The sequence below is a fragment of the Mesorhizobium sp. LEGMi-168a genome (assembly GCF_058312955.1).
The window spans coordinates 15089-29857 of record NZ_JBZEGV010000026.1; the positions used below are offsets into that span (position 1 = coordinate 15089).

Annotated in this window: 14 protein-coding genes; 13 read left to right on the forward strand and 1 reads right to left on the reverse strand. The window is 63.7% G+C overall.

Features of this window, described 5'->3' with window-relative positions:
• From AC4FWB_RS26475 to lepB, 8 genes are all read left to right on the forward strand, one after another.
• Entirely contained in the window at positions 1-396 is a 396-nt protein-coding gene (locus AC4FWB_RS26475) for an AGROH133_08824 family phage infection protein (RefSeq protein ID WP_491029187.1), read from the forward strand.
• Between the two features lie 247 nt (positions 397-643).
• Positions 644-1204: a F0F1 ATP synthase subunit delta gene (locus AC4FWB_RS26480; protein ID WP_491029188.1), complete on the forward strand. Its 561-nt coding sequence runs from the start codon at positions 644-646 to the stop codon at positions 1202-1204.
• The gene (gene atpA / locus AC4FWB_RS26485) at positions 1204-2733 is read left to right on the forward strand and encodes a F0F1 ATP synthase subunit alpha (RefSeq protein WP_292324576.1); all 1530 of its coding nucleotides are present in this window, start codon (positions 1204-1206) and stop codon (positions 2731-2733) included. The genes AC4FWB_RS26480 and atpA overlap by 1 nt, the downstream gene beginning before the upstream one ends.
• Positions 2734-2762: 29 nt before the next feature.
• The gene (locus tag AC4FWB_RS26490; RefSeq protein WP_491029189.1) at positions 2763-3647 is read left to right on the forward strand and encodes a F0F1 ATP synthase subunit gamma; all 885 of its coding nucleotides are present in this window, start codon (positions 2763-2765) and stop codon (positions 3645-3647) included.
• 73 nt (positions 3648-3720) lie between these two features.
• A complete protein-coding gene (atpD, locus tag AC4FWB_RS26495) occupies positions 3721-5301 on the forward strand; it encodes a F0F1 ATP synthase subunit beta (protein WP_491029190.1) in 1581 nt (526 codons plus the stop codon).
• A 111-nt stretch (positions 5302-5412) separates the two neighbouring features.
• On the forward strand, positions 5413-5820 hold the full coding sequence (locus AC4FWB_RS26500; RefSeq protein ID WP_491029191.1) for a F0F1 ATP synthase subunit epsilon: 408 nt from the start codon (positions 5413-5415) through the stop codon (positions 5818-5820).
• A 671-nt stretch (positions 5821-6491) separates the two neighbouring features.
• Positions 6492-6764, forward strand: a complete 273-nt coding sequence (locus AC4FWB_RS26505; RefSeq protein WP_491029192.1) for a hypothetical protein — start codon at positions 6492-6494, stop codon at positions 6762-6764.
• Between the two features lie 115 nt (positions 6765-6879).
• Positions 6880-7842: a signal peptidase I gene (gene lepB / locus AC4FWB_RS26510; protein WP_491029193.1), complete on the forward strand. Its 963-nt coding sequence runs from the start codon at positions 6880-6882 to the stop codon at positions 7840-7842.
• A gap of 49 nt (positions 7843-7891) precedes the next feature.
• Here lepB and AC4FWB_RS26515 read toward each other — a convergent pair whose 3' ends face one another.
• On the reverse strand, positions 7892-9451 hold the full coding sequence (locus AC4FWB_RS26515) for a mannitol dehydrogenase family protein (RefSeq protein ID WP_491029194.1): 1560 nt from the start codon (positions 9449-9451) through the stop codon (positions 7892-7894).
• A gap of 192 nt (positions 9452-9643) precedes the next feature.
• Between AC4FWB_RS26515 and uxaC the strand changes: the two genes are divergently transcribed.
• The 5 genes from uxaC to AC4FWB_RS26540 all read left to right on the forward strand — a co-directional run bounded on the left by uxaC (position 9644) and on the right by AC4FWB_RS26540 (position 14754).
• Complete coding sequence (gene uxaC / locus AC4FWB_RS26520; protein WP_491029195.1) at positions 9644-11047, forward strand: glucuronate isomerase; 1404 nt, start codon at positions 9644-9646, stop codon at positions 11045-11047.
• A gap of 32 nt (positions 11048-11079) precedes the next feature.
• Positions 11080-12057, forward strand: a complete 978-nt coding sequence (locus AC4FWB_RS26525) for a TRAP transporter substrate-binding protein (protein ID WP_491029196.1) — start codon at positions 11080-11082, stop codon at positions 12055-12057.
• A gap of 68 nt (positions 12058-12125) precedes the next feature.
• Positions 12126-12689 carry a TRAP transporter small permease gene (locus tag AC4FWB_RS26530; RefSeq protein ID WP_491029197.1) on the forward strand — a complete coding sequence of 188 codons (564 nt, stop codon included), beginning with the start codon at positions 12126-12128 and terminating at the stop codon, positions 12687-12689.
• The gene (locus AC4FWB_RS26535) at positions 12690-13970 is read left to right on the forward strand and encodes a TRAP transporter large permease (RefSeq protein ID WP_491029198.1); all 1281 of its coding nucleotides are present in this window, start codon (positions 12690-12692) and stop codon (positions 13968-13970) included.
• A gap of 25 nt (positions 13971-13995) precedes the next feature.
• Complete coding sequence (locus AC4FWB_RS26540) at positions 13996-14754, forward strand: FadR/GntR family transcriptional regulator (RefSeq protein ID WP_491029251.1); 759 nt, start codon at positions 13996-13998, stop codon at positions 14752-14754.
• The last annotated feature ends 15 nt before the right edge of the window (positions 14755-14769 follow it).

Sequence of the window (14769 nt, forward strand, 5' to 3'; positions counted from 1 at the left end):
ATGGAATTCGCGTTTCCGTGGCCCGCGAGTCAGGGCGAGTGGCTGGCATGGTCGAGCGCCGTCGTGACCTTGCTCATCGGCCTCATCCTGTTCCTGGCGCCGAACCTCGCCTTCCGCATCCTGCGCCTGCAGGCCAAGCCGGAGAAGGCGGCGGCGATCGCCGAGGGGCGCGGCCGCATGTCGGGCTTCTATCTCGGCGTCAGCCTATGCTGCATCCTCTTGGCGCAGCCGCTGCTTTACATGGCGCTCGGTTTTTCCTGGCTGTTCACTGCTTTCGGCCGGCTTTTGTCGATGATGTCGGACGGCGCCAACACTCCTTTCAACTGGGCCTCCATCGTGGTTGAATTGGCGCTGGCGGCGCTGCCGCTGGCCTTTGCCTTCGGCTTCGTGCCGTGAATTCGCGACTAATCGGGCACTTAGGGTTGGCCTTTGCTACCTGATGCGACAAAAGTGCCTGAAAACCATGCCGGACGATGCATTGCGGTCTTAAAAGGCCTGTGCTAGACGGCAATCGACTTTCGGCCGGGGATAGCGGAAGCCATCCCTCCGTGCTTGGAAAAATCGCAGTAAGGTCAAAGATTTAGCCAGAGTTTTTGCTCGCGCCAACAATCTGCGGCCTGTCAGACAAGAGAAAAGACGGTCCGTGGCCCAATCGTCCTCGCCAATCTCAGCTGTCGCAGAACGCTATGCAGGCTCGCTATTCGAGCTCGCACTGCAGGAAAACTCGGTCGCCAAGGTCGAGGCCGACCTCAATGACTTCGAGGCGATGCTCAACGGCAGCGCCGACCTTGCCCGGCTGATCAACAGCCCGGTGTTCTCCAGCGAGGACCAGGCCAAGGCGATCGGCGCGATCATCTCCAAAGCCAAGATCACCGGCCTGGTCGGCAACTTCCTGCGCGTCGTCGCCAAGAACCGCCGCCTGTTCGCCGTGCCCGGCATGATCAAGGCGTTCCGCCAGATCGCCGCCGACCATCGCGGCGAGGCGTCCGCCGAAGTCACCTCGGCGCATGCGCTGACGGCCGCGCAGCAGACCGAGCTCAAGGCGACGCTGAAGAGCATCGCCGGCAAGGACGTGGCCATCGCCATGACCGTCGATCCGTCGCTGCTCGGCGGCCTGATCGTCAAGATGGGCTCGCGCCAGATCGATACGTCGCTCAAAACCAAACTCAATTCGCTCAAGCTTGCACTGAAAGAGGTCGGCTGATGGACATCCGCGCCGCGGAAATTTCCGCAATTCTGAAAGACCAGATCAAGAATTTCGGCAAGGAGGCCGAGGTCTCCGAAGTCGGCCAGGTTCTGTCCGTCGGTGACGGCATCGCCCGCGTCTACGGCCTCGACAATGTCCAGGCCGGCGAGATGGTCGAATTTCCTGGCGGCATCCGCGGCATGGCGCTGAACCTCGAAGCCGACAATGTCGGCGTCGTCATCTTCGGCAACGACCGCGACATCAAGGAAGGCGACACCGTCAAGCGCACCGGCGCCATCGTCGACGTTCCGGTCGGCCCCGGCCTGCTCGGCCGCGTCGTCGACGCGCTCGGCAACCCGATCGACGGCAAGGGCCCGATCAAGGCGACCGAACGCAAGCGTGTCGACGTCAAGGCGCCCGGCATCATTCCGCGCAAGTCGGTGCATGAGCCGATGTCGACCGGCCTCAAGGCCATCGACGCGCTGATCCCGGTCGGCCGCGGCCAGCGCGAGCTGGTCATCGGCGACCGCCAGACCGGCAAGACCGCCATCATCCTCGACACGATGCTGAACCAGAAGTCGGTGCACGACAACGGCCCGGAGAAGGAGAAGCTCTACTGCGTCTACGTCGCCGTCGGCCAGAAGCGCTCGACCGTCGCGCAGTTCGTGAAGGTGCTGGAGGAGCGCGGCGCGCTCGACTACTCCATCATCATCGCCGCCACCGCGTCCGACCCGGCGCCGATGCAGTTCCTGGCGCCGTTCGCCGGCTGCACGATGGGCGAGTATTTTCGCGACAACGGCATGCATGCCTTGATCAGCTATGACGACCTGTCGAAGCAGGCCGTCGCCTATCGCCAGATGTCGCTGCTGCTGCGCCGCCCGCCGGGCCGCGAAGCCTATCCGGGCGACGTCTTCTATCTGCACTCGCGCCTGCTCGAGCGCGCCGCCAAGCTCAATGACGACAACGGCAATGGCTCGCTGACCGCGCTGCCGATCATCGAGACGCAGGCCAACGACGTGTCGGCCTATATCCCGACCAACGTGATCTCGATCACCGACGGCCAGATCTTCCTCGAGACCAACCTGTTCTTCCAGGGCATCCGCCCGGCGGTGAACGTCGGTCTGTCGGTGTCGCGGGTCGGCTCGTCGGCGCAGGTCAAGGCGATGAAGCAGGTCGCCGGCTCGATCAAGGGCGAGCTCGCCCAGTACCGCGAAATGGCGGCCTTCGCGCAGTTCGGCTCCGACCTCGACGCCGCGACGCAGCGCTTGCTCAATCGCGGCTCGCGGCTGACCGAGTTGCTCAAGCAGCCGCAGTTCTCGCCGCTCAAGACGGAAGAGCAGGTCGCGGTGATCTTCGCCGGCGTCAACGGCTACCTCGACAAGCTGGCGCTCAACCAGGTCGGCAAGTTCGAGCATGGCCTGCTCAGCCACATGCGCTCGGCCGGCAAGGACGTGCTCGACGGCATCCGCAACGAGAAGGCGCTGTCGGACGATCTGCGCGCCAAGCTGAAGGCGGAAATCGACGCCTTCGCCAAGACCTTTGCTTGAACGAAGCCGGACGGGATCGGGTTTGAAGCATGGCTTCGTTAAAAGACCTTCGTAACCGTATCGCCTCGGTCAAGGCGACGCAGAAGATCACCAAGGCGATGCAGATGGTCGCCGCGGCGAAGCTGCGTCGCGCGCAGGAAGCGGCGGAAGCCGCCAGACCCTATTCCGAGCGGATGGGCGTGGTGCTGGCCAACATCACCCAGGCGGTCGGGAGCGGCGGCGACGCCCCGGCGCTGATGACCGGCACCGGCAGGGACGACGTGCAGCTGCTCATCGTCTGCACCGCCGAGCGCGGCCTGTGCGGCGGCTTCAACTCGCAGATCGCGCGCCTTGCCCGCGACCATATCCGCCGGCTTCTCGCCGACGGCAAGCAGGTCAAGATCATCTGCGTCGGCAAGAAGGGTTTTGACATCCTGCGCCGCGAGTATGCCTCGCTGATCCTCGAGCGCGTCGATCTGCGCGAGGTCAAGACGCTCGGCTTCGTCAATGCCGATGCGATCGCGCGCAAGGTGATCAACCTGTTCAACCAGGGCGGCTTCGACGTCTGCACGCTGTTCTATTCGCAGTTCAAGTCGGTGATCAGCCAGATCCCGACGGCGCAGCAGATCATCCCGGCGGCCCAGGCTTCCACTGCTGCCGAAACGAGCAACGGCGCCACCGCCGTCTACGAGTACGAGCCGGAGCCGGGCGAAATCCTCTCCGACCTCATCCCGCGCAACATCGCCGTGCAGATCTTCCGGGCGCTGCTCGAGAACGCGGCCGGCGAGATGGGCGCCAAGATGAGCGCGATGGACAATGCGACGCGCAACGCCGGCGACATGATCAACAGGCTGTCGATCACCTACAACCGCCAGCGGCAGGCGCAGATCACCAAGGAACTGATCGAAATCATTTCGGGCGCCGAGGCGCTCTAAGCACGCGCCGCGCGGGGGCGATGACCTCGCAGCGGACGGCGTGAACAACGGATAGACGAAAAGGGCAAAGACGATGGCGAAAGCAGCTACCCCGAAGACCGCCGCCAAGGCGGCACCGGCCCCCAAGGCGGCAAAGGCTCCGGCAGCAGCCGCGAAGGCCGCTCCGGCCAAGAAGGCGGCCGCTCCGGCCAAGGCAGCGGCGCCCGCCAAGGCGGCCAGCGTTGCGGCGAAGCGGGTTGGCGCCGCCGGCAAGGTCCGCCAGGTCATCGGCGCGGTCGTCGACGTGCAGTTCGAAGACCATCTGCCGGCCATTCTGAACGCGCTCGAAACCGACAATGTCGGCAACCGCCTGGTGCTCGAGGTCGCCCAGCATCTCGGCGAGAACACCGTGCGCTGCATCGCCATGGACTCGACCGAAGGTCTGGTTCGCGGCCAGGACGTCTTCGATACCGGCGGGCCGATCTCGGTTCCGGTCGGTCCGGGCATGCTCGGCCGCATCATCAACGTCATCGGCGAGCCGGTCGACGAAGCAGGCCCGGTCGACGCCGTCGAGCTGCGCGCCATCCACCAGCCGGCTCCGGCCTATGTCGACCAGTCGACCGAAGCGCAGATCCTGGTCACCGGCATCAAGGTTCTCGACCTGCTCGCGCCTTACGCCCGCGGCGGCAAGATCGGCCTGTTCGGCGGCGCCGGCGTCGGCAAGACCGTGCTGATCCAGGAGCTGATCAACAACGTCGCCAAGGCCCACGGCGGCTTCTCGGTGTTCGCCGGCGTCGGCGAGCGCACCCGCGAAGGCAACGACCTCTATCACGAGTTCATCGAATCGGGCGTCAACAAGAAGGGCGGCGGCCAGGGCTCGAAGGCAGCGCTCGTCTACGGCCAGATGAACGAGCCGCCGGGCGCGCGCGCCCGCGTCGGCCTCACCGGCCTCACCGTCGCCGAATATTTCCGCGACCAGGGCCAGGACGTGCTGTTCTTCGTCGACAACATCTTCCGCTTCACCCAGGCGGGTTCGGAAGTGTCGGCGCTGCTCGGCCGTATTCCTTCGGCCGTGGGCTATCAGCCGACGCTGGCCACCGACATGGGCGCCCTGCAGGAGCGCATCACCACCACGACCAAGGGCTCGATCACCTCGGTGCAGGCCATCTACGTGCCGGCCGACGACTTGACCGACCCGGCGCCGGCGACCTCGTTCGCCCACCTCGACGCCACCACCGTGCTCAACCGCGCCATCTCGGAAAAGGGCATCTACCCGGCCGTCGATCCGCTTGACTCGACCTCGCGCATGCTCGACCCGATGGTCGTCGGCGAGGAGCACTACCAGGTCGCCCGCCAGGTGCAGTCGATCCTGCAGCGCTACAAGTCGCTGCAGGACATCATCGCGATCCTTGGCATGGACGAGCTGTCGGAAGAGGACAAGCAGACCGTTGCCCGCGCCCGCAAGATCGAGCGCTTCCTGTCGCAGCCGTTCTTCGTCGCCGAAGTGTTCACGGGTTCGCCGGGCAAGCTGGTCGACCTCGCCGACACCATCAAGGGCTTCAAGGGGCTTTGCGCCGGCGACTACGACCACCTGCCGGAAGCCGCCTTCTACATGGTCGGGGGCATCGAGGAAGCGGTCGAGAAGGCGCAGCGCCTCGCGGCTGAAGCGGCGTAATCAAGGGAATAGGGAGTAGTGAGTAGTGAGTAGGGATTAGCAGGTTTGTGGCTCCGTCCGTTTGGACCGCCACTACTGACTACTCCCTACTCCCTACTCGCTAATTTGATCATGGCTGAAGCTTTCAAGTTCGAACTGGTCTCGCCGGAGCGGCTGCTCGTTTCCGAGCAGGTGGAATTCGTGGTCATCCCGGGCGCCGAAGGCGAGATGACCGTGTTGGCGCAGCACGCGCCGGTCATGACCACGATCAAGCCCGGCGTCGTCACGGTGAAGACCGCTGCCGGCAAGGAAGAGCGCTATGTCGTATTCGGCGGCTTCGCCGACATCCTGCCTTCCGGTTGCACGCTGCTTGCCGAGTCGGCGACGCATGTGAACGACATCGACCGCGCCGACATTACCCGCCGCATCCAGGAGGCCAGGGAAGACGCCGCCGACGCCAAGGATGACGAGAGCCGCGCCAAGGCCGAGCAATTCCTCAGCCAGCTCACCACGCTGGAAGGCGCGCTGCTGCCGGCCTGAGGAGCCTCTGGTCGCGACTCTCTTTTCGCCGGCAGACCAGATCCAGCGTACATACTCTCGATTTACTAGCTTCCACTTGTTATCCTCGGTCATTGGTTGCGATCGGGGGGCTCTCTATGTTTGGATTGGATTTGAAGACTTGGCTGGGTTTTGCCTTTGTAGGCGCCCTCGTGTCGACAATCGGCTCCATTCTTGGAATTGTAATAAAAGATTACTTTTTTTCGCGCTCATTCGAGCTTTGGAAGCAAGGCCGCGCTCTTGAGCAGATATATCAGAAGTATCGTGATCCTCTTCAACTCTCTGCTTGAGAACTTGCCTCTCGTATCATCGAAATTTGTGATACCTATCCAACTGTATTTCTCAAGTCTAACGTCTATGTCTCTAGACCTGCAAAGCAGGAAAAAAATAGCGATCAGGATCCTTATTTCCAGCGCTACAAGTTAATAAGCACCTTGTATCGGTTCTGCGCTTTCCTCGGATGGCTAGAACTCTACCGCCAGGAGCTTACTTTTTATCAGACATCCGAAAATCAACATACAGTTAAGGTTGAGCGGTCCCTAGCCAGTATCAGAAGCGCTTTCGCGGATGGTCACCTGAACAATTCAGAGGACTGGCGCGTTTGGAGGGATACTCTCGTTTTTCGCGAAGAGCTGCGGGCGATCGGAGAATCTATGATCGATTCCAAAGGCGCAGGCAGAGCGATTGTTGGCTATGCGCGATTTGTTGAAATGGTAAACAGTGATACTGAGAATGCGATTAAGTCTTGGGCAGAAATCGTTTTCAATTTTATTGTTGATTTTGAAACCGATGGGAAAGATTTTAGAAAGGTTAGATTGCATCGAATACTCGCAAACCTTCTAGACTTTATTGAACTTATCGATAAACGGGGTTTAGACGCGAGGTTGAAGGGTGCTCGAGAGAAATGGCCAGTAGGGCTGCACTAGCGAGCGATGATCCGCACAATGACAAGACGTAGAGATTTTTGGCCAGCTGATGGCGGGGCTTGCCCCACTTTTTCGTTTGATGGACAGTCCGCCCTACTTGTCAGAAGGGCGCCGGATGTCCAGCGAACCAGTCTCACGATCCAGATGGTCGACGGCGCTCGTGTCGGTGTTGGGCGGGCCGTTCGGCGGCTTTCTGTGGATCGGCGCCGGCTGGTTGGCCGTCGCGTGCCTGATCGTGCTTAGCCTGGCTGTCTTGGCTGTCTGCTACATCGGATTTCCGGTCTTTCCCGGGGCGAACCTCGCCGGGGTCGCCGACCTTTCGGGGCTCGGCCTGGCGGCTCTGTCGGCAGCGATTGTCGTCCCCTTCGCGCAGCGCTTCAGACCGGACAAGTGGTACGCGCACGGCCTGTCCGTCCTGGTTCTGGCCGTTCTCACCTCCTATGGCGCGGCCTTCGCGATCCGCACTTTCCTGTTCCAGCCTTTTTCGATGCCGTCCGGCAGCATGGAGCCGACGCTTCAGGTCGGCGACTACTTCTTCGTCTCCAAATCGATCTACGGCTATAGCCGCTACAGCGTTCCCTTCGGCTTGCTGCCGATCGAGGGGCGGGTCCTCGGCAGCCTGCCGAAGCGGGGAGACGTGGTGGTTTTCAGGCCGCGCGGCGACCCCGGCACCGACTACGTCAGGCGCATCGTCGGCCTGCCGGGAGACCGGATCCAGATGGTCGACGGCCGGCTCTTCATCAACCGCGTCGCCGTCAAGCTCGAGGACCTCGGCGAATATTCCACCCAAGACATACGCTCGGCCCGGCTGCAGCGGGAGACGCTGCCGGAAGGCGTCTCCTACCTGGTGATCGACTATGACGTGAGCTCGGTCGGCGACGACACGCCGGAAATCACGGTGCCGGCGGGAGAATATTTCATGCTCGGTGACAACCGTGACAATTCCGCGGACAGCCGCTTCACCATGGGCACGGTGCCTTACGACAATCTGGTCGGCAAGGCGGTGCGCCTGTTTTGGAATTCGAACGGGGTCGACTATGCCGCGCGGCAAGTCGTTAACGGTTCGGCCGGCGAGTAAGTGTGAAGCGGTCCCAACGCGCTGTTTGACGAATGCCTGGCGGAAAAGGCTATTCGGCCGTTCCACTCTTGTTGCCGATGCCCAGGGCTGCAAAGGCAAGCGCCGGGCCGCCCTGCTTGAAACGGACGAGATGAGTGGTGACGAACTCGATCAATTTCTGCCGCTCCGGATGATCCTTGGCAAAGCCGGTGAGGTCGAACACGGCCGTCGTCATTTCTGCTGTCGGCAGGTTGCGGCCGAACAGGTCGGTGATGGCGCCATCCAGCGGATCGGTGAAGTGGCCCTCGGGCAAAGTCCCGCCGCGCGCGGCGCAGGCGGCGATCCAGGCCGCGACAACGAGCGACAGATGTTCCGGCAGCAGGCCCGCCTCCAGCCGGGCGAGGGCGGAAGCGACGATGCGCTGCGGCAGCTTCTGGCTGCCGTCATTGGCGATTTGCGCCGTGCGGTGGGCGAGCGCCGTGTTCGAGAATCGCTCGGCGAGCTCGGCCGTATAGGCGCTCGTATCGAGCCCGGCGTCGCCCGGCAGTGTCGGGATGGCTTCGGCCCACAAGGCATCGACGAATTGTCGGATCGCCGGATCGGCAAAAGCGCGATCGACGGTGGCGTGGCCGCTGAGCAGGCCGAGATAGGCTGTGCCCGAATGGGCGCCGTTGAGCAGTCTGAGCTTCATATCCTCGAACGGACCGACGTCCTCGACCATGGTGACGCCGAACTTTTCCCAGGCCGGCCGCCCGGCCGGGAAACGATCCTCGATCACCCATTGGCGGAACGGCTCGGTCATCACCGGCCAGGCATCCTCGAGGCCGAGCTCGCCAGCGATGCGGGCGCGGTCGGCATCGGTGGTCGCCGGCACGATGCGGTCGACCATGCTCGACGGGAAGGCCACTTCGTCGGCGACATGGCCGGCTAACGGACGGGCGCCTGCGGCATGGGCGGCATCGCCCTGGCGGGCGAGCGCGGCATCATCCTTGCGGATGAGCCGTAAGTCGCGCAGCTCGGTAAACTCGACCAGCAGCCGGTGCAGCGTCGCGCCGTTGGCTGGAAGGTTGTCGCAGCAGAGCACGGTGAAGGATGGCGTGCCGGCAGCGCGACGGCGCGCGAGCGCCTCGGTGAGAAAACCATGCGCCGTCTTCGGCGATCCTGGGTTCGCCAGATCGTGGACAATATCGGGATGGGCTTTGTCCAGCGTGCCGTCGGCGGCTCTCAGATACGCCTTTTCGGTGATGGTCAGCGTGACGATGCGGATGCGCGGATCGGTCAGCGCGGCGAGCACCGCGCCGGGATCTTCCGGCGCCACCAGCAGCGACAGGATCGAGCCGATCACCTGCAACTGTTCGCCGGCGCTGTCCCTCACCGCCAGCGTGTAGAGCCCATCCTGCGGCGCCAGCGCATCGCGCGTGTCGGGACTGCGCAGCGACACGCCGACGATGCCCCAGCCCGTCTCGCCATCCGCCAGGCAAGCATCGACATAGGCCGCCTGGTGAGTGCGGTGGAAAGCGCCGACACCGAGATGGACGATGCCGGGCGTCACAACAGCGCGGTCGTAGCGCGGTATGGCGACTGCGCCCGGCAGCTCCGCGATCGTGGCGTTCGAAAGACGGCTGGTCATTGGCGTTTGAAGTCTCCGGTCGGCGCGTCGAACCGCTCTCTGGGCAGCAATGGGACGGCTGCGGCGTAGCATCCGTCGCTGCCCCGTACAATGCCAGCGCCTTATGCAAAAGTCATCATACAACTTAATGATTTTTGTATGTTGACATTATCTGTGGCCGATCTACCAATATATCAGCCTGGGAGGAGCCGAGTGGCTGCACTGACCGATCCCGACCTGCTGTTCGCGCCGGAAACGCGAACGCTGGCTCGCGCCCTTTATGCCGGTGTGAAAGACCTGCCCATCGTCAGCCCGCATGGTCATACCGACCCGCGCTGGTATGCGCTCAACGAGCCGTTTCCCGATCCGGCGCAATTGCTGATCGTGCCGGACCATTACATTTTCCGCATGCTGTTCAGCCAGGGCGTGGGGCTGGAAGAGCTCGGCGTGCCGACGCTCGACGGCGCCCCGGTCGAGACTGACGGCAGAACGATCTGGCGACGCTTCGCCGAGCACTATTATCTCTTCCGCGGCACGCCGACACGGCTCTGGCTCGACCATGTTTTCGAGCATCTGTTCGGCATTGACGAGCCGCTCAGCGCAAGCACCGCCGACCGCCACTACGATACGATCGCGGCGCTGCTTCGGCGCGACGACTATCGGCCGCGGGCGCTGTTCGAGCGCTTCAACATCGAGGTGATCGCCACGACCGAAGGCGCGCTCGACGATCTCAAATGGCATCGGATGATCCGCGACAGCGGCTGGAAGGGGCGCGTCGTCACCGCCTACCGGCCGGACGCCGTGGTCGATCCCGACTTCGAAGGATTCCTGGCCAATCTCGACCGTCTCGGCGAGATCACCGGCTGCGACACCGGCAACTGGGCCGGCTACCTCGACGCGCACCGTCAGCGCCGCGCCTATTTCAAGGAATTCGGCGCGACCTCGTCGGACCACGGCCATCCGACCGCCGAGACCGCCAATCTTTCCGGCGCCGGGGCCGAGGAGCTGTTCAACCGCATCCGCCGCGGCTCGAAGGACGAGCGGGAGCGAAAGCTGTTCCGCGCCCAGATGCTGACCGAAATGGCCAAGATGAGCCGCGACGATGGCCTGGTGCTGCAGATCCATCCCGGATCGTGGCGCAACCATTCGCCGGCCGTTTTCCAGAAATTCGGCCGCGACAAGGGTTTCGATATCCCGACCAGGACCGACTATGTGACGGCGCTGAAGCCGCTGCTCGATTGCGTCGGGCTGGAGCGCGACCTCACGATCATCCTGTTCACGCTGGACGAGACCAGCTATGCGCGCGAGCTGGCGCCGCTCGCCGGCGTCTATCCGGCGCTGAAACTCGGGCCGGCCTGGTGGTTCCACGACAGCCCGGAAGGCATGCGCCGCTTCCGCGAGATGACCGCCGAGACGGCCGGCTTCTACAACACCGTCGGCTTCAACGACGACACGCGCGCCTTTCCGTCGATTCCGGCGCGCCACGACATCGCCCGCCGCGTCGACTGCGCCTTCCTGGCGCGGCTCGTCGCCGAGCATCGGTTGCGCGAGGAGGAAGCGCATGATCTGGCGGCGGAGCTTGCCTACACGCTTGCCAAAAAGGCGTATCGGCTTTGAGCCGATCGTCAGGGTTTCAAAGGGAGGAAGTCATGTTGCATTTTTCGAAATTGACGGCGGCCACATTCGCCTTCGGCTCGCTGTTGATCGGCATCGCCAACGCCGAGACCGTGCTGCGCTCGGCCGACACCCATCCGGACGGTTATCCGACCGTCGAGGCGGTCAAATATATGGGCGAGCTGATCAAGCAGCGGACCAATGGCCGCTATTCGATCGAGGTTTACCATTCGGCGCAGCTCGGCGAGGAGAAGGATACGATCGAGCAGACGCAGACCGGCGTCATCGATCTCAACCGCGTGTCGATGGGACCGTTCAACGGCATCGTGCCGGAGACGCAGGTGCCGTCGCTGCCCTACATGTTCCGCTCCGTCGACCAGATGCGCCACGTCATGGACGGACCGATCGGCGACGAGATCTTGAAAGCCTTCGAGGCGCATGATCTCGTCGGCCTTGCTTTCTACGATTCCGGCGCGCGCTCCTTCTACAACACCAAGAAGGACATCACCTCGATCGCCGACCTGAAGGGGATGAAGTTCCGCGTCATCCAGTCGGACGTGTTCGTCGACATGGTCAACGCGCTCGGCGCCAACGCCACGCCGATGGCCTATGGCGAGGTCTATTCGGCGCTGGAAACCGGCGTCATCGACGGCGCCGAGAACAACTGGCCGAGCTTCGAATCCGCCAAGCATTACGAGGTCGCCAAGCACTACACGATCGACCAGCACCAGATCGTGCCGGAAGTGCTGGTGATGGCGAAGGCGAGCTGGGACAAGCTCTCGCCGGAAGACCAGGCGATCGTCAGGCAGGCGGCCAAGGACAGCGTCGTCAAGATGCGCGAGCTCTGGGACGCGCAGGAGAAGAAGTCGCGCGACATCGTCGAGAAGGCCGGCGTCAAGGTCAGCGAGATCGACAAGCAGCCACTGATCGATGCCATGAAGCCGGTCTACGACAAATATCTGTCGACGCCCGAGCTTAAGGACCTCGCCGCGCGCATCCAGGCGACCAAATGAGACTTAGCGCAGGGCGGGCCACGCGCCCGTCCTGCGGCTCTTGAACGGCTGAGGATCGGGAGGATCGGATGGCGACAGCAACAAAGGCAGGCGAAGCGCCGCCGCGCTTCAGCATCGTGCTGTCGCGGATCTGCGACGGCGCGCTCTATCTCGCCGGCTTCGGCCTGGTCGCCATGACCGCTTTGGTCGCCTACCAGGTGTTCTTCCGCTTCGTGCTCAACAGCTCGCCAAGCTGGACCGAGACCAGCGCCATCATGCTGATGAACTGGTTCATCTTCCTGGGTGCTGCAGTCGGCGTGCGCGAGAACTACCATATGGGCTTCGACGTGCTGGTCTATGTCCTGCCGAAAGGCAGCAAAGGGGTGTTGCGCACGCTCTCCGACCTGATCGCGCTCGCTTTCGGCGTCGGCATGGTCTGGTATGGCTGCAAGCTGGTCGGGCTCACCTGGCACACCATCATTCCGGCGCTCGAGCTGCCGGGCGGGTTCGACTATCTGCCGCTGGTCACAGGCGGCGTGCTGATCTGCCTGTTTTCAGCCGAACGGATCGCGCTGCGCTGGTCGGGAGTCGACGTCGACAAGGACCTCAATCTCGAGGACGTGCCCGAGATGCCGGCGGTGCAGGAGGCCTAGATGGAACTCTGGATCCTGTTCGGCGTCTTCACGCTGTTGATGTTCGCCGGCACGCCGATCGCCTTCTGCCTGGGCGCGGCGTCCTTTGCCACCGTGCTCTATCTCGGCCTGCCGCCTCTGGTCGTCTTCCAGCAGCTGAAGTCGGGCATGAGCGTGTTCTCGCTGATGGCGATCCCGTTTTTCATCTATGCCGGCGACCTGATGGTGCGCGGCGGCATCGCGCAGCGCATCGTTTCCTTTGCCGGCTCGCTGGTCGGCCATGTGCGCGGCGGGCTCGGCCAGGTCAACATCATCGCCGGCACGCTGTTCGGCGGCATCTCCGGCTCGGCGGTGGCGGAAGCGGCAGCCGTCGGTGGGTTGATGATCCCGCAGATGAAGGCGCGCGGCTACGGCGCCGACTATGCCGTCAACGTCACCTCGATGGCGGCGCTGATCGCGCTGCTCCTGCCGCCGTCGCAGAACATGATCATCTATTCCATCGCCGGCGGCGGCAAGATTTCGATCGCCGACCTGTTCACCGCCGGCATCCTGCCGGGGCTTTTGTTCGCGGCATCGCTGATGGTCACCGCCTATATCGTGGCGCGCAAGCGCGGCTATCCGGTCGAGCCTTTCCCAGGCCTCGCCCGCGTCGGGCAACTGGCGCTGATCGCCATCCCCGGCCTGCTTCTGGTCGGCATCATCTTCGGCGGCGTGCGCTCCGGCATCTTCACGGCGACCGAAAGCTCCTGCATCGCCATCCTCTATGCCTTGCTGGTGACGGTGTTCGTCTACCGCTCGATGTGCTGGAACGATTTCGTCCACGCCACGCTGGGCGCGGTGCGCACGACCTCGATGGTGCTGCTGATCATCGGCATGGCGGCGTCGTTCAGCTGGCTGATGGCCTATCTCAAGGTGCCGGTGCTCCTGATCGCCGGCATGAACGCCATCTCCACCGATCCGCTGGTCGTGCTTTTGCTGCTCAACGTGCTGATGCTGCTCCTCGGCACCTTCATGGACATGGGGCCGATGATCATCATCTGCACGCCGATCTTCCTGCCGCTGGTCCAGCACTACGGCGTCGATCCGGTGCATTTCGGCGTCATCACCATCCTCAACCTCGGCATCGGCCTCAACACGCCGCCGGTCGGAACGGTGCAGTTCGTCGCCTGCGCCGTCGGCAAGATCACGGTGTGGGAAGCGATGCGCTCGATCTGGCCGTTCTACGGCGCGGGTATCGTTGTTCTGGGGCTGGTGACGTATATTCCCGCGATCTCGCTGTGGCTGCCCAGCGTATTCAGATAGGGGGTGCAAATTGGCCGAAGGCGCAATGGATCTCAGGGTCGAACGGAAGCCGAAACTGTCGGAAACGGTGGTCGCGGCGATCCGCAGGCAGCTCCTGGCGGGCGAGATGCCGCCCGGGCACAAGCTGCCGACCGAGGGCCAGCTGACGGAGACTTTTGGCGTCAGCCGCACCGTCATCCGCGAGGCGCTGGCCAAGCTCGCCGCGGATGGCCTGGTCGAGGCGCGGCAGGGCGCCGGCGTCTTCGTCACGGAGCACATTTCCACCACGCTCGGCGTTTTAGCCGCCGACATGGGGGCCAAGGATTCCATCGCGCTCAACGTGCTCGAGGTGCGCCTCGCCATCGAGATCGAATCGGCCGGACTTGCCGCCATCCGCCGCAACGCGGCGCAGGAGGCGGCGATCCAGGAGGCCTTCTTCGAGTTCGAGCGGCTGCTGCTCGACAGCCAGCCGACCGGGCCGGCCGACCTCGCCTTTCACCGGGCGATCGCCAGCGCCACCAACAATCCCTTCTATGTCGAGATGCTCGACGTGCTCGGCCGCCGCGCCATTCCCTGCGACGTCACCTCGCCCTGGTCGACCGAGCTCGTCCAGTCCGACGACTACCAGCGCGGCCTGCAGCGCGAGCATCTGGTGATCCTCAACGCGATTTCGGCGGGCGACGCCACCGCCGCGCGCGAGGCGATGCGGGCGCATCTCACCGCCAGCCAGCAGCGCTACCGCGAGCGCCTGCAGGCGCGGCAGGCCTATTACGCGAAGTCGGTGGCGGCGGCATCGACCGGATGATCATTCGAGCAGGAT